This is a genomic window from Salinicola salarius (assembly GCF_003206135.1).
GTDB classification, from domain to species: Bacteria; Pseudomonadota; Gammaproteobacteria; order Pseudomonadales; family Halomonadaceae; genus Salinicola; species Salinicola salarius.
On sequence record NZ_PZJT01000008.1, the window covers coordinates 1 to 16,265 of the forward strand.

The following is a 16,265-nucleotide window of genomic DNA, read 5'->3' on the forward strand; positions in this document are numbered from 1 at the left end:
TAGAATGGCGCTTTTGATCAGCTCGATATCCTTGTTGTGCATATACTCCTGATTAGCCATCCGGACCACAGGAGGTTTCATCATGCCGACTCCCAGCCGCGAGGAGCTTCTGGGCGAGCACCAGCCCGATGCGGTGCGCGACCGGCTGGCAAGGCCAATGAGAGCATCAACGCTACCTGATGCTGTACTCGGAGGTATTGATGGCTGTGTCACTACCTTTGCTGTGGTATCTGGTGCTTTCGGTGCGGGCTTCTCGCCACAAGTAGCATTAGTACTGGGATTCGCCAACTTGGCTGCTGATGGTTTCAGTATGGCGGTGAGCAACTATGAGGCTGGCCAAGCACAATTGGCTCAGATTGCTAACGCTGAACAGGTCGAACACCAACACATCGCCTTGGTGCCAGAAGGCGAGCGAGAAGAGATTCGTCAGCTGTTCCAAGCGAAGGGGTTTGAGGGGGAGCTGCTTGAACGGGTAGTCGAAGCGCTATGTCACGATCCAGAGGTATGGATCTCAACCATGTTACGGGAAGAATATGGGCTTTCTGCTGCTGGAATCAGCCCTTTGCGATCGGCTCTGACTACCTTCTCTGCATTTCTTTTGGTCGGCACTTTGCCTCTATTGCCCTATGCTCTGCCCGGACTCGGTATTACAACTCGATTCCTGGCCAGTCTTGGTCTCGCAGGACTGGTGTTTTTAGGTATCGGCATGCTTAAGAGCGCGATATATGGTGTGCCAGTGTGGCGATCGGGACTGCGTACATTGTTGATGGGTACCGCAGCAGCCGGATTAGCTTTTGCTACCGGCTATTTCGCACAAGGGATACTAGATAACTGATCATTCAAGCGCTTTTTTAGCTGCGACAGGGGGGCGCCGGGAAAGCGATTCGAAGACCTGAACGCCGAGTCGCTGGTGACACGATCGACACCTCTCTTTCCCGGCCGTTTCAGCGCCGTGTTTCGGAAGGAAAACTGTGCCCGTATTTCTTGACGGAGCGCTTGCTGGCCGTCATGTATGACTGCCGCCCTGAAGAGAGCGGCAGTTTCTGGGAATGCGTGGGAAAGCCGATACCGTTCTGACGGATATCGCGCTGCCACTAAGCCTGGCGCGTGGCTTGGAGTGCTTCGATCAGGCTGCGCATCTCGTCATCGGTGCCGATCGAGATACGCAGGAAGTCGCGTAGTCCATCCTTGTCGAAATGACGCACCAGAATGCCGCGTTCACGCAGTTCGCTGAAAATTGTCGCGCCATTGCGTTCCGAATGACGCACGAACAGGAAATTGGTCTGTGACGGCAGGACTTCGAAACCCAGGGCTTCGAGCTGCTGACGCGTCCACTCGCGTGTCGCGACGACCCGCTCGCAGCAAGCCTGGAAGTGTTCGTCATCCTCCAGTGAAGCGATGGCGACTTCGCTGGCCAGCATATCGATCGGATAGGAATTGAACGAGTTCTTGACCCGCTCCAGCCCGTCGATGAGCTCACGCGAGCCGATGGCATAACCTACGCGCAGCCCCGCCAGGCTGCGCGATTTGGACAACGTCCCGGTGACCAGCAGATTGGGGTGATTGTCGATCAGTGGGATGGCGCTTTCGCCGCCAAAATCCACATAGGCCTCGTCGACCAGCACGACGCTCTCGGTGATACGCTCGAGCAGGCGGGCGATAGCCTGGCGCGGATGACCGTGGCCGGTCGGTGCGTTGGGGTTGGCGAACACGACCCCGCCATTGTCGGTATCGAAAGCTTCCAGGGCGATCTGCCAGTGGTCGTTCAGCGCCACGGTTCGATAGGCAATGTCGTACAGCTTGCAGTAGACCGGGTAGAAACTGTAGCTGATCGCCGGCATCAGCAGCGGCTTCGGCTGGCAGAAGAAGGTCTGGAACGCCAGCGCCAATACCTCATCGGAGCCGTTGCCGACGAAGACCTGTTCCGGCTCGACGCCATAGGTCTTCGCCAGCGTCTGACGCAATGCCGAAGATTCCGGATCCGGGTAGAGACGCAGATGATCCACCGCGAATCGTTGCAATACCGCCTCGACGGCCGGGGAAGGCGGATAGGGATTTTCGTTGGTATTGAGCTTGATCAGTTTCTCGCGTGGCTGCTCACCCGGTACGTAGGGGGTCAGGGCGCGAACGGCGGGGCTCCAGAATCGACTCATGATCTCTCGCGGGCACGTGATGGATACGATGCAGACAAGTGCGGCAGGGCAGCACTCATAGTGACGTCAGGCTCGAATCGGTGCAAGCCAACCCCGGGAATATGAACGGTAGGGTTGATTAGTGCTCTAACGGCCTCATCTAAGGAATATCCGACTCACGATTTACACTCTTATCTTCGAAGGGATTCCATGGCTTACGACAAGTTGCTTTCGCCCATTACCGTCGGTGACGTCGAACTCGACAATCGCGTCATGATGGCGCCACTGACTCGTGCCCGCACGCCGGATAGCATTCCCGGCGCACTGCAGGCCGAATATTACGCCCAACGGGCCGGCGCGGGCCTGATCATCAGCGAAGCGACCAACATTTCGCCCACGGCACAGGGCTATGTCTACACGCCGGGCATCTGGGCCGACGCTCAGGAAGCGGGTTGGCGCCAGGTCGTCGACGCCGTGCACGGTGCCGGCGGGCGGATCGCCCTGCAGCTGTGGCACGTGGGCCGCATCTCTCACGAGATGGTACAGCCGGGTGGTCAGGCCCCCGTCGCGCCCAGCGCCTTGCGCGCCGAGGGCGCCAACTGTTTCGTCGAGTTCGAGGACGGCAGCTCCGGCCAGCACCCGACCAGCACACCACGGGCGCTGGCGCTGGACGAGATCCCCGGCCTGATCGACGACTACCGTCAGGCTGCCAAGCGCGCCAAGCGTGCAGGGTTCGATCTGGTCGAGGTGCACGCCGCCAATGCCTATCTGCTGCAGCAATTCCTCGCTACCGGCAGCAACCGGCGCAACGACCGCTACGGCGGCAACGTGGTCAACCGAGCCCGTCTGCTGCTGGAAGTCGTCGACGCCGTGAACGAGGTCATGGGGGCCGGGCGCGTTGGTGTGCGGCTGTCGCCCTTCATCGAAATCTTCGGTCTCTCGGATGACGAGCCCGAAGCGATGATGCGTTATCTGGCCAGCGAATTGAGCCGTCGCCAGATCGCCTATCTGCACATCAACGAGCCCGACTGGACTGGCGAAGGCCCGCAATTGAGCGACGATTTCCGCCGCGATCTGCGCGAGCGTTTCTCCGGTACGCTGATCTACTGCGGGCACTACACCGCCCAACGTGCACAAGCGCTGATCGAAAACGGGTTGGGAGATGCCGCTGCCTTCGGGCGTCCCTACATCGCCAACCCGGATCTGGTCGAGCGCTTCCGTCGGGATGCCGCGCTCAACGAGCCGAATCCGGAAACCTTCTATGGTGGCGGGGCCGAGGGATACACCGACTATCCGGCGCTGGATTGAGCCGTTTGCGCGTGACAGCCTGAGCCGTGGTGGCTGAATGGGGTGTCACGCGGGAAACTTACCGCTATCCTGTCATCATGTGGCCGCCGAGGCGGCCTATATGGCCCAGAAGTGAAGGAGAACCGATATGCAGATCAGGACGTTGCTGGCCAGCGCCGCCACGGTTGCCGTATTGGCCGGTTGTGCCAGCGGTGGCACCCAAACGCAGACCGGCACCGCCGATTCATCTGCCGGAATGTCGTCGACCACGACCACCTACGAAGGCACGCTGCCTTGTCGCAGCTGTGATGGTATCGACCTGACCGTCGACCTCAACGGCACCGAGTCATCGCCCGCTGCCGAGCGTACCTTCACCCTCGAGGCCGACTACCGGAATCATCCGCAGAACCCGGATCCGGAGCAGTACGAAGGCCAGTGGGAAACGATGACCGGAACGGCGGTCGATCCGCAGGCAACGGTCTATGAGCTGACGCCGAACGGCGAAGGCCAGATCTACTACTTCCAGAAGATCGACGATAGCACGCTGGAGTTGATCGATCCCCAGCGCCGTCGTTTCGAAAACGGCGAGATGCTGCGTCTGACCCGTCAGTAATCGTTACGCTGACGAGCACATCGAGGCGGCCATTGGCCGCCTCTTGTCGTTGAAGGACAGCCGTCAACGGGCAGTCGGTGTGGAAACGCCATCTATGGCGCCATGCACGTCTGTCATCCCCACCTGCTTGATGGAGACCGCCGCGCGTGGCAAAAGCGAAAAGCGCCTTCGTCTGCACCGAATGCGGTGCGGACTACAGCAAATGGCAGGGCCAGTGCAGCAACTGCCGCGAATGGAACACGCTGAGCGAGGTCAGGGTCGGCGGCGCCCGGCCCGGCGCACCCGCGAGCGGTAGTGGTGCTCGGGGCGGTTATGCCGGCGCGCTGTCGCGAGAGGTCGTCGATCTTTCCGGCGTCGATCTCACCGAGGTGCCGCGCTTCAGTTCGACGTTCGAAGAGTTCGATCGCGTTCTCGGCGGCGGCCTGGTGCCCGGTTCGGCCGTGCTACTGGGCGGCCATCCCGGCGCCGGCAAGTCGACGCTGCTGTTGCAGACCGCCTGCCGCCTGGCCCAGAGCAAACGCGTACTCTATGTCACCGGCGAGGAGTCGTTGTCCCAGGTGGCGATGCGCGCCCACCGCCTGCAACTGCCGACCCAGGGACTCAAGATGCTCGCCGAGACCAGCATCGAGACGCTGCTGGCCGTGGCCGAGCGGGAGCGCCCCGAGGTGCTGATCATCGACTCCATCCAGACCATGCATCTGGAGGATATCGGCTCCGCGCCCGGTGGCGTCGCCCAGGTGCGGGAATCGGCGGCGGCACTCACGCGCTTCGCCAAGCAGAGCAACACCGTGCTGATGCTGGTCGGTCATGTCACCAAGGACGGCACGCTGGCCGGCCCCAAGGTGCTCGAACACATGATCGACGCCTCGCTGCTGCTCGAAGGCGGCAGCGACTCCCGCTTCCGCACCCTGCGCGGGCAGAAGAATCGCTTCGGCGCGATCAACGAACTCGGCGTGTTCGCGATGGTCGAGCTCGGCCTCAAGGAGGTCAAGAATCCCAGCGCGATCTTCCTGTCGCGAAGCGAGGAGCTGGCCTCCGGCAGTCTGGTGATGGTGGTGTGGGAAGGCACGCGGCCGATTCTGGTCGAAGTGCAGGCACTGCTCGACGAGTCTGCGCTGGGCAACCCGCGTCGCGTCGCGGTAGGGCTCGACCACAACCGCCTGGCAATGCTGCTGGCCGTGCTGCACAAGCACGGCGGGCTGTTTACCGGCGATCAGGATGTCTTCCTCAACGTCGTCGGCGGGGTCAAGGTGCTCGAGACCAGCGCCGACCTGGCGGTCCTGCTGGCCGTGGTCTCCAGTCTTCAGAATCGGCCCTTGCCACGGGAGCTGGTGGTGTTCGGCGAAGTGGGGCTGTCCGGCGAGATCCGTCCGGTACCCAGCGGGCAGGAACGTATCATCGAAGCCGCCAAGCATGGTTTCACGCGAGCCATCGTGCCACGCGGCAATGCGCCCAAGAAGGCGCCTGCCGGCATGCAGGTGGTGGCGGTCGACAAGCTGGCCGAGGCGCTGGAAGCGCTGTGAACATGGCGGCCCACGGGGCCGCCTCCTCCGTCGCCGGCGCGGATCTCGTCGTTCGGCGCTGAGTCTCGTCGCCGTGTCGGGTAAACTGCCAGCCAGGATCGATATCTCCAGGAAAGAGACGAGGAGCAGACCATGAGTGCCATTCGCCTGACGCAGTACAGCCACGGGGCCGGCTGCGGCTGCAAGATCGCCCCCGACGTGCTCGACCGCATCATTGCCAAGGCCGGGCCGGGTGCCAACAGCAAGCATTTGATCGTCGGCAACCAGGGGCGTGAAGATGCCGCCGTCTATGACCTGGGCGACGGCCGCGGCCTGATCTCGACTACCGATTTCTTCATGCCGATCGTCGACGATCCGTTCGACTTCGGCCGCATCGCCGCGACCAACGCCATCAGCGATGTCTACGCCATGGGCGGCGAGCCGATCATGGCGCTGGGCATTCTCGGCTGGCCGCTGGACAAGCTGCCGGCGGAGATTGCCGGGGACGTCATGGCCGGGGCCCAGGCCGTCTGTCGCGAACTGGGCGTCGCCCTGGCAGGCGGCCACTCTATCGACGCGCCGGAGCCGATCTTCGGGCTCTCGGTCAACGGCCTGGTCGATCTTGACAACCTCAAGCTCAATAGCGGCGCCAAGCCGGGCGACCTACTCTATCTGACCAAGCCGCTGGGCGTCGGCCTGCTGACCACGGCGGAAAAGCAGGGCTTGCTGGAAGCCGGTCACCACGGCCTGGCTCGCGAGACGATGCTGATCGCCAACGATATCGGCAAGGAACTGGCCAAGGTCGAAGGCGTGCATGCCATGACCGATGTCACCGGATTCGGGCTGGCCGGGCACCTGAGCGAAGTCTGTGCGGCGAGTGGCGTCGAGGCGCGGATCGATTTCGCCAAGCTGCCGCGTCTCGCCGAAGCCGAGGCCTATCGTCGCAAGGGTGCGGTGCCAGGGGGCACCGGGCGGAACCGTGAAGCGATCGGCAAGGCGCTGCCGGACATGGACGCCGCTCACTGGCAGTGGCTGTGCGATCCGCAGACCTCCGGCGGCCTGCTGCTGGCCGTGGATCCGGCCTGGGCCGACGATGTCGAGCGAATCGGGCGTCAGCATCAACTCAAACTGGAAGCGTTCGGCGAATGCGTCAGCAAGCGCGGCGGTGCCAGCCTGATCGAGGTGCGCGGTTGAAGGACGACGACAAGAGCCGTGCAACGAGTCATGAGTTGATCGATGCCGATCTGGCGCTGCTCCAACGACCGTTGATTGATGTCCGGGCGCCGATCGAATTTGCCGCTGGCGCCTTGCCGGGGGCGATCAATCTGCCGTTGATGGACGACGACGAGCGCCGCGAGGTCGGCATTCGCTACAAGCACGCCGGCCAGGACTCCGCGGTCGAGCTGGGTAACCGCCTGGTCTCCGGCGAGAGTCGCGAAGCGCGTTTGGCCGCTTGGGAACAAGCCATAAAGGCAGCGCCGGATAGCGTCATCTACTGCTTCCGCGGGGGCATGCGCTCGAAGATCTCGCAGCAGTGGCTTGCCGAGCGCGGCTATCCGTTGCCACGGATTCGCGGTGGCTGGAAGGCGATGCGCACCCGGTTCATCGAAACGCTGGAAGCCCACAGTCAGGCACCCTTGCTGCTGGTCGCCGGTCTGACCGGCTGCGCCAAGACGGCGCTGGTCAATTCGCTCGATTCTGGCGTCGACCTGGAAGGCCACGCGCGTCACAAGGGGTCGGCCTTCGGCCAGCATCCGTTGGCCGGGCCGTCGCAGATCGACTTCGAACATGGCCTGACGCTGGACCTGATGCGTCTGCCCCATGCGCGGGTGGTCGAGGACGAGTCCCAGCGTATCGGGCGGCTGGCGATTCCGGCTACCTTCTGGCAGATAATGAAAGCCGCGCCCTGTATCCGGGTGGAGATGCCGCTGGAGTGGCGCCTGGAGCAGATCCGCAAGGATTACATCGAGGACCTGAGCGCGATCTATCATCGCGACTACGGCCCGCATCTGGGCGAAGTGCTGTTTCGCAAGCAGCTCTCCGGCGCTCTGAAACGCCTCGGCAAGCGCCTGGGGGGCGAGCGTCTGGCGCGATTGACCGAGGCGCAGCAGCGGGCCTTCGTGGCCCAGCGCCACGGCAACGTGCAGGCCCACGATGCCTGGCTGGCACCGCTGCTGCGGGAGTACTACGACCCGATGTATCGCCACCAGATCGAGCATCAGCCCCGGCCGACACTGCACGTCGGGGATTGGGACAGCTGCCTGGCGGTCGCCCGGCAGTGGGAGCGCGAGCAGGCCGGTTAGATAGAGAGAATATCTAGCTCAGCGCGCTCAGCCACTGGGTCATGATCCGGTCCAGTAGCGCCGCCTGCCGATCGAAGCGTCGCGGGTCGTCAAGGATATCGTCGCGAGTCTGCACGTAGGGCGCGGCGTTGGTGGCCGGCAGATCGTGATCGCACAGCGCCGCCGTACCCTGGGCCGTCAGCTCCAGGTGACACTGAAGCGCGACGACGCGACCCAGATCCCAGGCGAACCCCTGGACCGGACCGGCCGGCGTACTACCCAGCGGCAGGCAGCCATCCGGCAGGCCGAAGATGTCGCGGTGCCAGAGCAGGGCGTCGAAGGTTTCCGGCAGGTCGAAGGGGCTTTCGTCCGCCAGGGCCAGCGGCTGCCAGCCGATTTCCGGCTGCACGGCGGGCGACACGATGGCGCCGAGCGCCTCGGCGATCAGGCCGGCGCCGAAGCCGATGCCCAGCACGGGCTTGTTGCTCTTCAGGGCGCGATCCACCAGCTTGCGCTCGCGCTTGAGCAGCATGGCATCGGGCGGTTGCAGCGCATCGAGCAGCACCAGCGCGTCGCAGTTGGCCAGTGGCGGTGGCAGTTCGCCCTCGTCCAGCCGGCAGTGGTTGTAGCTGTGGCCCATGCCGGTGAGCCAATCCGCCATGCGGGCGGGGCCGAACAGCGGGCTATGCTGAAGAAAGTAGATATGCATGATAGGTCCAATGATGGGGACGACCGGACCACTCCACAAGCGAGGAATAGGGTTTTAGCGATGGCCATTCGTGCCCAGCTCCTGGAACAGATCTACACCATCGTGGCGCAGATACCCGCGGGGCGTGTCACCACCTACGGCCGGATCGCCCGGATGACCGAAGGCGCCACCGCGCGCCTGGTCGGGACGGCCATGCGGCAGTTGCCCGCGGGGCACGACCTGCCCTGGCACCGGGTCATTGGTGCCAGCCGACGAATCGCGGAGCATGGCGGCGCCCAGCGCCAGCACGAGAAATTGCGCGCCGAAGGGGTCGTTTTCGATGCCGGTGGTCGCGTGCCGATGCATTTGATGTGGCCAGAATGACGAGGAATTCATGACAAAGCCCACGGGTAGCTTCAACGCCAGGCTTCGCCGGCTCGACGCGCGCCAGCAGATCGCTTTCATGGCGGCGCTGAGCGAACGCCTGGTGCCCAACTATGCGCTCTATGCCGGCATGAGCGGCCACGGCAATCCGAGCGTGATGAACAATGTGCTGGATCTGGTGTGGGAGCGGCTCAAGGTCGCCTCGGCCCGGATCGACTTCGACAAGCAGGCCGAGAAACTGGCCGAGATCGAGCCGCCGGAGGACGACGACAGCTTCGGTGCGCGACGGGCAACGGAGAGCGTCATGGCGTTGACCACGTTGCTGGATGCCCTGCGCGGCGAAGCCCCGGAGGCCGCACTGGAGGTGAGCCGGGTTTCCCGCAACGGCGTACGCGCCTATATCGAAATGACCGAGGGCAGCGAGGACGCCGAGCGGCTCGACGCACTGTTCCGCGAGCACGAATTGATGCAGGACGAGCGCGATTTTCAGGACGCGGTGCTCGAAGCGCTCGAGGCCGATCCCCGGCTCGAAGATCTACGGGCGCTGCGTATCCTGGGGCGGAACCAGGGGATCAGCAATCTGGGGCTGAGCCTCGATTGATCGGCGTCGACCGGTTGTGGATAAGCTGGTCATGCCAGAGACTGTTGATAACGGCTTGTCGACGGAAAGACAGGAGCAAGGCGATTGGAGGCCGATAACAGCAATAGCGGCCGACGCGCGAGAATAACGTTCAAGGAGGAACATCATGCAGAAACGCTGGTTGGTCGGTGGTCTGGCATTGGCGACAGTGATGCTGGCGGGTTGCCAGAGTCTGGGATGGAGCGGTGATGCGCTGCGCACCGAGCCGGTAGTGAAAAGCGTACACGAGCCCGACTGCGAGGGTGACGGCTGCGCCAACGTCAACGCCGCCTACCTGCGCTTCCCCGAATCGCCGCAACTCTCCGACGAACTCGAACGGCGGCTGTTCGGCCTGGCGAGCGGGCTCAGCGATAGCCCCGACGGCAACGCCATGGGGCAGTCCCGTTCTTTCGATGCCTTCGCCGATCAAGTGTTCGCGGCTGCCCGCAGCGCCCGCCAGGACGTGCCGGAACTGCCCGGCTTCGAGGCCGATCTCAGGGCGGACATCGTGGCGGATCGCGACGACCTGCTGGTGATCGAGCTCGACGGTTATCTGTATAGCGGTGGTGCCCACGGCTTGCCGCTGACCTCCTACATGGTGATCAGTCGCGACACGCAGCAGGTGGTGGATCTCGACGACATGCTGCTGCCGGGGCAGCGGCCGGCTTACGAGGCGGCGTTGAAGCGGGCGCATCAGCGCTGGCTGAAGACCGACCAGGCCAGAGGATTATCGGAGATGCAGTGGCCGTTCGCGCTATCCGACAACGTGGCGCCGTTGGCGGACGGGCTGGCGGTGAAGTACCAGGTCTACGACCTGGCGCCGTACGCGGCGGGGCAGCCGCAGTTGATGATTCCCTACGCCGAGCTCGACGGTATCTTCCGGTCACGCTACCTGCCTTAAAAGCGTCCGCGTTGACGATGCGAAAGCGCCGCGACCCTATCGGGCCGCGGCGCTTTCGTCGATCCGCTCTCGCGGCTCAGGCTCACAGCGCTCAGAGGCGCATTTCGATCCCGTGCTCGGCCATGTAGCGCTTGGCGTCCGGAATCGTGTACTCGCCGAAATGGAAGATGCTGGCGGCGAGCACCGCATCGGCGCCGCCTTCCTTGACGCCGGCTACCAGGTGATCGAGATTGCCGACGCCGCCGGAAGCGATCACCGGTACCTCGACGGCGTCGCTGATCGCGCGGGTCACGCCGAGATCGAAGCCCACCTTGGTACCGTCACGGTCCATGCTGGTCAGCAGCAGTTCACCGGCGCCGTACTCGACCATCTTGCGTGCCCAGTCCACGGCGTCCAGCCCGGTCGGGCGGCGCCCGCCGTGAGTGAATATTTCCCAGCGCGGCGGCTCGCCCTCGGCACTGACCTTCTTGGCATCGATCGCCACCACGATGCACTGGCTGCCGAAGCGTTCGGCGGCCTCGCGCACGAAATCCGGGTTGGTGACGGCGGCGGTGTTGATCGAGACTTTGTCCGCACCGGCATTGAGCATGGTGCGAATATCCTCGCAGCGACGAATGCCGCCGCCCACGGTTAGCGGAATGAACACCTCGCCGGCGATACGCTCGACCATCTCGACGGTGGTGCCGCGATCTTCATGACTGGCAGTGATGTCGAGAAAGGTGATCTCGTCGGCGCCCTGCTGGTTGTAGCGCTTGGCGATCTCGACCGGATCGCCGGCGTCGCGAATCCCCACGAAATTGACGCCCTTGACCACGCGGCCGGCGTCGACGTCGAGACAGGGAATGATGCGTTTGGCCAGCGTCATGAGATGTCTCCCTTGGCGGCGTCGATCCCGTCACCACGCATCGAATCGCCCTGAATCGAATCGCCTTGAATCGAATCGCTCAGCGCTTGTGCCTCGGCGACGTCGAGCGAGCCCTCGTAGATGGCGCGGCCGGTAATGGCGCCGATGATGCCGCTGTCAGCGACCTTGGCCAGCGCACGAATGTCTTCCAGATCGGTCACGCCACCGGAGGCGATCACCGGCAGGCCGCCGTCGCGAGCCAGCTGCGCGGTGGCCTCGACGTTGACGCCCTGCATCATGCCGTCGCGGGCGATGTCGGTGTAGACGATCGAGGAGACGCCGTCATCGGCGAATCGCCTGGCCAGATCCACCGCCTTGACCGTGGACACCTCGGCCCAGCCGTCGGTGGCGACGAAGCCGTCGCGGGCGTCCAGGCCGACGATCACGTGGCCCGGGAACCGGCGACACATCTCGCCGACGAAGTCGGGTTCCTTGACCGCCTTGGTGCCGATGATCACGTAGCTGACCCCGGCAGCGAGATAGTGCTCGATGGTCTCGGCACTACGGATGCCGCCGCCGATCTGGATCGGCAGATCCGGATAGGCGCGGGCAATGGCCGTGACGGCGTCACCGTTGACCGGCTTGCCCTCGAAGGCGCCGTTGAGATCAACCAGGTGCAGCCGCCGCGCGCCGGCCTCGACCCAGCGTGCGGCCATCGCGACCGGATCGTCCCCGTAGGAGGTCGCATCATCCATGCGGCCCTGTTTGAGGCGCACGCACTGGCCGTCCTTGAGATCGATGGCGGGAATCACCAGCATGGCTTCGAATCCTTTGACTGTGAGTCGGTTAGGTGCTGTCCGAAAGTCGGCGAGCGATGACCAGATAAGGCAAAAATCGGCGAAAGAACGGAGTTTACGGAGGGTAAATGAGTATCTTGAGCCGATTTTTTAACGCCATATGGATGAGCGCAGCCACTTTTCGGATGGTGGCTAGGGCGCCCAGTTGACGAAATTTTCCAGCAACCGCAGACCGTCCCCGGCGCTCTTCTCCGGATGGAACTGGACCGCGAAGACGGTACCGCGACCGGTGACCACGTGGGCATCGACGCCGGCGTAATCGGTGGTGCCGAAGATATCGGCATCGCTGGCGGCCTCGACGTAATAGCTGTGCACGAAGTAGAACCTCGCGCCGTCCTCGATGCCGTTCCACAGCGGATGCGGGTGATGCTGCGCCACGCGGTTCCAGCCCATGTGCGGCACTTTCAGGCGCTCGCCTTCGGGCGTGGTCAGCTTGTGGCCGAAGTGACGCACGCGACCGGGGAGGAAGCCCAGGCAGTCGACGCCGCCGTTCTCCTCACTGCGATCGAACAGCATCTGCTGGCCGACGCAGATACCCAGCAGCGGCTTGGCCTGCTCCTCGAGCAGATCCTTGACCAGGCCTTCGAGCTCGGTGCGCTGCAACTCGCCCATGCAGTCGCGGATCGCGCCCTGGCCGGGCAGCACCAGGCGCGAGGCACCGCGAATCGAGCGCGGATCGCGGGTCACCATGACGTTTTCATGGGTGACGTGCTCGAGCGCCTTGGCCACGGAGTGCAGGTTCCCCATTCCGTAATCGATCACGGCGATCGTCATTGCGGTTTCCTCGCTGATTCGGTGGTGGCGATGGACGGTATCACAGGCTGCCTTTGGTCGACGGCATCTGGCCGGCCATGCGGGGGTCTTCCTCGACCGCGGCACGCAGCGCCCGGCCGAACGCCTTGAAGATGGTTTCCGCCTGATGGTGGGCGTTGAAGCCCTTGAGATTGTCGATGTGCAGCGTGACCTGGGCGTGATTGACGAAGCCCTGGAAGAACTCCCAGAACAGCTGCGTGTCCAGCCGGCCGATGGTCGCGCGGGTGAATTCGACATCCATGAACAGGCCCGAACGGCCGGAAAAATCGATCACCACGCGGGACAGCGCCTCGTCGAGCGGCACGTAGGCATGGCCGTAGCGACGAATGCCCCGCTTGTCGCCGATCGCCTGGGCGAAGGCCTGACCCAGGGTGATGCCGAGATCCTCGACGGTGTGGTGCTCGTCGATCTCGAGATCGCCCTTGGCATCGATCGTCAGGTCGATCATGCCGTGGCGAGCCACCTGATCCAGCATGTGGTCGAGGAAAGGAACCCCGGTCCGGCAATCCAGGCGGCCGCTGCCGTCCAGGTTGACCGTGACCGTGATCTGCGTCTCGTTGGTGTCGCGCGACACCGTGGCGATGCGCTCGGACATGCGTGGGGAATCTCCCGGTACGGTTGGCGAGAATCGGCCATTATAGTGAATCGAGCCCTGCATCCGCTACAATGGCGGTGTTTATCAGGCGGCGATCTTCGCGCCGCCCACCGATCAGTCAGGCCGTTCTGCCGACAAGGAGATACAGGGGGCATGCCGGAAGCCACACAGCACGTCGAGTCGCATCATTCAGTCGTTCCCGGTAGGGCGATTCCCGGTCGCAAGGCGTGGCGGCGATGTACCGTTCATCGACCGCTGGCATCTGTCGATCACGCACAGGGAGGATGGGAATGAAGGGGCTGTTCAGAACGCTGCTGGCGGCAGTCGGTGTCCTGGGGATTCTGGTCGTGGTGGCGGTTGTCTATATCACCACGTTCTTCGATCCGAACGATCTCAAACCGCGCCTGATCGAGGCGGTTCGCGACCAGAGCGGCCTCGAGCTGCGTCTCGATGGCCCACTGTCGTGGTCCTTCTATCCGCGCATCGGCGTCAGCGTCAAGGACGCCGAAGCCTGGCTCCCCGAGCAGTCCCGGGACGATGCCCCCTTCGTCGGCTTCGATAACGCCGAGGTCAGCGTGGCCTTTACGCCGCTGCTGACCGGCGATGTCTCGGTCGACGGCCTGATCCTCGATGGCATGCGCCTCAATCTCGCCCGCGATGCGCAGGGCCAGGGCAACTGGCAGGTGCTGCTGGATCGCCTGGCCGAGAACGATGGCCAGAAGGGGGCCGAGTCGTCGAAACAGGCTCAGCCAGAGAAATCGGAGAAAAAGGGCCCCGGCCTGAAGCCGGGCGCCGATCAGGCGGTGGCGTTCGACATCGCCAGCATCAAGGTCTCCAACAGTCAGGTGAATTACGTCGATCGGCAGAAACCGCTGGACATCACGCTGGCCAACCTCAGTCTGCAAAGCAGCAACGTCAGCCCGCAATCCTCGTTCCCGATCCAGCTCTCCTTCGATGTCGAAGGTCGCCAGCCGGATGTGAACGGCAATCTGCAGTTGAAGAGCCAGATGCGGATGGATCTCGGTGCCGGGCGCTACACCTTCGAGGGCGTGACGCTCAACGGCAAGGCGCAACTGCCGACACTGGCCGAGCAGGCCCAGACGCTCAATCTGAAAATTGCCACGCTGGTCGCCGATACCCGGGCGAAACAGTACCGGGCCGACGACATTCAGCTTGCTGCCTCGCTCTACCATTCCGCCATGCAGGAAACACCGCTGTCGCTGGACCTTCAGGGCGATGCGGCGGCCGATCTCGAGGCCCAGACCGCCACGCTCGGTGACCTCGTTTTGACCGGCGACGATGGCCTGGACCTGAAAGGCAGCGTGAACGTCACGCAACTGAGCGACGCGCCACGCTATCAGGGCCGGATGGAACTGGCGCCGCTGTCGGTGCGGGACTGGCTGACGCGCTTCGGTATCGAGGTGAACAGCGCCGACGACGAGGCGCTCACAGCGCTGTCGCTGAGAGGACCGTTCTCAGGCGATGCGCAACAGATCGACTTCGACGATCTGCAGATGACGCTGGATGAAACCCAACTGCGTGGCTCGCTGGGTGCCGCGTTCGACGGTCAGGCGCTGAATTTCGATCTTGCCGGCGATCGGCTCGATCTGGACCGCTATCTGGCACCGCGATCGCAGGACGCAGGCGGCGACGCGACGGGCGACGACGCCAAGGACACCGCCTGGCTCTCGGCGCTCGGTGTCGCGCCGGCGCTGGCCGCGGCCGAAGGCGCCGAGCTGCTTCCCGTCGACTGGCTCGCCGGGCTCGAGCAGGAAGGGCATCTGACGCTGGATTCCCTCAAGGTCAAGGGTATCGATCTGAGCGACGTCGAACTGGCCACCAGTGGCAGCGGCGGGCGTCAGCGCCTCGATTCCCTCAGCGCCAACCTCTACGACGGCGCGTTGCAGGCCTCCAGCGCGCTGGACCTGAGTCAGTCGCCGATCCGGCTCTCCTTCACCGAGCGCATGAACGGCGTCGATATCGCGCCGCTGTATCAGGGTTTCAGCGGCAAGACGTCACCGCTACGCGGCAAGCTCAACCTGCAGGGCGATTTCGATTCGCGGACCAACACGGTCGAAGGGCTCAAGCAGAATCTCGACGGCCAGGCTGCGCTGCGTGTCGACGACGGCGCCATGCTCGACGTCAATGTCTCGCGTCAGCTGTGCACGGCGGTCGCGACGCTGGAAGGGCGTGAATCGACCCGCGAATGGAGCGAGGACACCGCCTTCGATCGCCTGCAGGCCAGCGTGACGGTCGACAACGGCGTGGCGCACAACGACGATCTCGTCATCGCCATCCCGGGCATCGAGGTGACCGGCAAGGGTGACGTCAATCTGGTGACCAACCGTCTCGACTATCGCGCCGCGGCGCGCTTTACCGATACTGCCGACGAGGCTGCCTGTGGCGTCAATCCGAGACTGGCCCGGATCGACTTCCCGATCCGCTGCCAGGGCAGCCTCGACGAGGCGCCAGGGCAGTGGTGCGGATTCGATCGCGAGGCGTTCCAGAGCTCCCTTGCCGAACTGGCCAGGGACGAGGCCAAGCGAAAGGCCGGCGAACGGATCGACGAAGAACTGGACAAGCAGCTCGACGACGAGACTCGCCAGAAGATCGACGAAAAGCTCGGAGACGGCGCGGCCGAGAAGCTGGGCAACAAGATTCGGGATATCTTCCAGTAAGCCTGGTCAGCACTCAGCCTGGGCGCCGACGTCATGTCGGCGCCTTGTCATTCTGCTGGCGGATTGTCGC

At 63.9% G+C, this 16,265-nt stretch carries 16 protein-coding genes; 10 read left to right on the forward strand and 6 right to left on the reverse strand.

All coding sequences use genetic code 11. From position 1 onward, the window contains the following. Positions 1-82: 82 nt before the first annotated feature. Positions 83-835, forward strand: a complete 753-nt coding sequence (locus DOM32_RS09230; RefSeq protein WP_110633671.1) for a VIT1/CCC1 transporter family protein — start codon at positions 83-85, stop codon at positions 833-835. Positions 836-1,094: 259 nt separating this feature from the next. Here DOM32_RS09230 and hisC read toward each other — a convergent pair whose 3' ends face one another. Beyond that, entirely contained in the window at positions 1,095-2,153 is a 1,059-nt protein-coding gene (hisC, locus tag DOM32_RS09235; RefSeq protein ID WP_110633674.1) for a histidinol-phosphate transaminase, read from the reverse strand. Positions 2,154-2,342: 189 nt separating this feature from the next. Here hisC and DOM32_RS09240 point away from each other — a divergent pair, with 189 nt between their 5' ends. The 5 genes from DOM32_RS09240 to mnmH all read left to right on the forward strand — a co-directional run bounded on the left by DOM32_RS09240 (position 2,343) and on the right by mnmH (position 7,837). Next, positions 2,343-3,440, forward strand: coding sequence for an alkene reductase (locus tag DOM32_RS09240; protein WP_110633676.1), 1,098 nt, complete (start codon positions 2,343-2,345; stop codon positions 3,438-3,440). A 127-nt stretch (positions 3,441-3,567) separates the two neighbouring features. After that, complete coding sequence (locus DOM32_RS09245) at positions 3,568-4,032, forward strand: copper resistance protein NlpE N-terminal domain-containing protein (RefSeq protein WP_071231548.1); 465 nt, start codon at positions 3,568-3,570, stop codon at positions 4,030-4,032. Between the two features lie 146 nt (positions 4,033-4,178). Further along, on the forward strand, positions 4,179-5,555 hold the full coding sequence (gene radA / locus DOM32_RS09250; protein WP_087720709.1) for a DNA repair protein RadA: 1,377 nt from the start codon (positions 4,179-4,181) through the stop codon (positions 5,553-5,555). Positions 5,556-5,687: 132 nt separating this feature from the next. After that, the gene (selD, locus tag DOM32_RS09255) at positions 5,688-6,728 is read left to right on the forward strand and encodes a selenide, water dikinase SelD (RefSeq protein WP_110633680.1); all 1,041 of its coding nucleotides are present in this window, start codon (positions 5,688-5,690) and stop codon (positions 6,726-6,728) included. Positions 6,729-6,763: 35 nt separating this feature from the next. Beyond that, positions 6,764-7,837, forward strand: a complete 1,074-nt coding sequence (gene mnmH, locus DOM32_RS09260; protein ID WP_071231555.1) for a tRNA 2-selenouridine(34) synthase MnmH — start codon at positions 6,764-6,766, stop codon at positions 7,835-7,837. A gap of 13 nt (positions 7,838-7,850) precedes the next feature. On the opposite strand, the gene DOM32_RS09265 is transcribed toward mnmH, so the two are convergent. Continuing rightward, entirely contained in the window at positions 7,851-8,525 is a 675-nt protein-coding gene (locus DOM32_RS09265; protein WP_110633685.1) for a type 1 glutamine amidotransferase, read from the reverse strand. Positions 8,526-8,585: 60 nt separating this feature from the next. Between DOM32_RS09265 and DOM32_RS09270 the strand changes: the two genes are divergently transcribed. The 3 genes from DOM32_RS09270 (at position 8,586) to DOM32_RS09280 (ending at position 10,408) form a co-directional block, all read left to right on the forward strand. After that, a complete protein-coding gene (locus tag DOM32_RS09270) occupies positions 8,586-8,888 on the forward strand; it encodes an MGMT family protein (protein ID WP_071231544.1) in 303 nt (100 codons plus the stop codon). A gap of 10 nt (positions 8,889-8,898) precedes the next feature. Next, positions 8,899-9,489: a YjaG family protein gene (locus DOM32_RS09275; protein WP_071231543.1), complete on the forward strand. Its 591-nt coding sequence runs from the start codon at positions 8,899-8,901 to the stop codon at positions 9,487-9,489. 145 nt (positions 9,490-9,634) lie between these two features. Next, the gene (locus tag DOM32_RS09280) at positions 9,635-10,408 is read left to right on the forward strand and encodes a DUF3298 and DUF4163 domain-containing protein (protein WP_110633688.1); all 774 of its coding nucleotides are present in this window, start codon (positions 9,635-9,637) and stop codon (positions 10,406-10,408) included. 91 nt (positions 10,409-10,499) lie between these two features. Here DOM32_RS09280 and hisF read toward each other — a convergent pair whose 3' ends face one another. The 4 genes from hisF to hisB form a co-directional block, all read right to left on the reverse strand. Next, positions 10,500-11,273: an imidazole glycerol phosphate synthase subunit HisF gene (hisF, locus tag DOM32_RS09285; RefSeq protein ID WP_087720695.1), complete on the reverse strand. Its 774-nt coding sequence runs from the start codon at positions 11,271-11,273 to the stop codon at positions 10,500-10,502. Beyond that, on the reverse strand, positions 11,270-12,070 hold the full coding sequence (hisA, locus tag DOM32_RS09290) for a 1-(5-phosphoribosyl)-5-[(5-phosphoribosylamino)methylideneamino]imidazole-4-carboxamide isomerase (protein ID WP_110633691.1): 801 nt from the start codon (positions 12,068-12,070) through the stop codon (positions 11,270-11,272). The genes hisF and hisA overlap by 4 nt, the downstream gene beginning before the upstream one ends. A gap of 171 nt (positions 12,071-12,241) precedes the next feature. After that, positions 12,242-12,883, reverse strand: coding sequence for an imidazole glycerol phosphate synthase subunit HisH (hisH, locus tag DOM32_RS09295; protein WP_071231539.1), 642 nt, complete (start codon positions 12,881-12,883; stop codon positions 12,242-12,244). A 40-nt stretch (positions 12,884-12,923) separates the two neighbouring features. After that, positions 12,924-13,517 (reverse strand): imidazoleglycerol-phosphate dehydratase HisB, encoded by a 594-nt coding sequence (gene hisB / locus DOM32_RS09300; RefSeq protein WP_071231538.1) that lies wholly within the window; start codon positions 13,515-13,517, stop codon positions 12,924-12,926. Between the two features lie 290 nt (positions 13,518-13,807). On the opposite strand from hisB, the gene DOM32_RS09305 reads away from it, so the two are divergent. Beyond that, positions 13,808-16,195, forward strand: a complete 2,388-nt coding sequence (locus DOM32_RS09305; RefSeq protein WP_110633694.1) for an AsmA family protein — start codon at positions 13,808-13,810, stop codon at positions 16,193-16,195. The last annotated feature ends 70 nt before the right edge of the window (positions 16,196-16,265 follow it).

Bases quoted from the DNA above. Each gene is read 5' to 3' on its own strand.
- DOM32_RS09275 (WP_071231543.1), top strand. From the start codon at position 8,899: ATGACAAAGCCCACGGGTAGCTTCAACGCCAGGCTTCGCCGGCTCGAC.
- DOM32_RS09240 (WP_110633676.1), top strand. From the start codon at position 2,343: ATGGCTTACGACAAGTTGCTTTCGCCCATTACCGTCGGTGACGTCGAA.
- DOM32_RS09230 (WP_110633671.1), top strand. From the start codon at position 83: ATGCCGACTCCCAGCCGCGAGGAGCTTCTGGGCGAGCACCAGCCCGAT.
- hisF (WP_087720695.1), bottom strand. From the start codon at position 11,273: ATGACGCTGGCCAAACGCATCATTCCCTGTCTCGACGTCGACGCCGGC.
- selD (WP_110633680.1), top strand. From the start codon at position 5,688: ATGAGTGCCATTCGCCTGACGCAGTACAGCCACGGGGCCGGCTGCGGC.
- hisA (WP_110633691.1), bottom strand. From the start codon at position 12,070: ATGCTGGTGATTCCCGCCATCGATCTCAAGGACGGCCAGTGCGTGCGC.
- hisC (WP_110633674.1), bottom strand. From the start codon at position 2,153: ATGAGTCGATTCTGGAGCCCCGCCGTTCGCGCCCTGACCCCCTACGTA.
- DOM32_RS09305 (WP_110633694.1), top strand. From the start codon at position 13,808: ATGAAGGGGCTGTTCAGAACGCTGCTGGCGGCAGTCGGTGTCCTGGGG.
- DOM32_RS09245 (WP_071231548.1), top strand. From the start codon at position 3,568: ATGCAGATCAGGACGTTGCTGGCCAGCGCCGCCACGGTTGCCGTATTG.
- DOM32_RS09265 (WP_110633685.1), bottom strand. From the start codon at position 8,525: ATGCATATCTACTTTCTTCAGCATAGCCCGCTGTTCGGCCCCGCCCGC.
- hisH (WP_071231539.1), bottom strand. From the start codon at position 12,883: ATGACGATCGCCGTGATCGATTACGGAATGGGGAACCTGCACTCCGTG.
- DOM32_RS09270 (WP_071231544.1), top strand. From the start codon at position 8,586: ATGGCCATTCGTGCCCAGCTCCTGGAACAGATCTACACCATCGTGGCG.
- hisB (WP_071231538.1), bottom strand. From the start codon at position 13,517: ATGTCCGAGCGCATCGCCACGGTGTCGCGCGACACCAACGAGACGCAG.
- DOM32_RS09280 (WP_110633688.1), top strand. From the start codon at position 9,635: ATGCAGAAACGCTGGTTGGTCGGTGGTCTGGCATTGGCGACAGTGATG.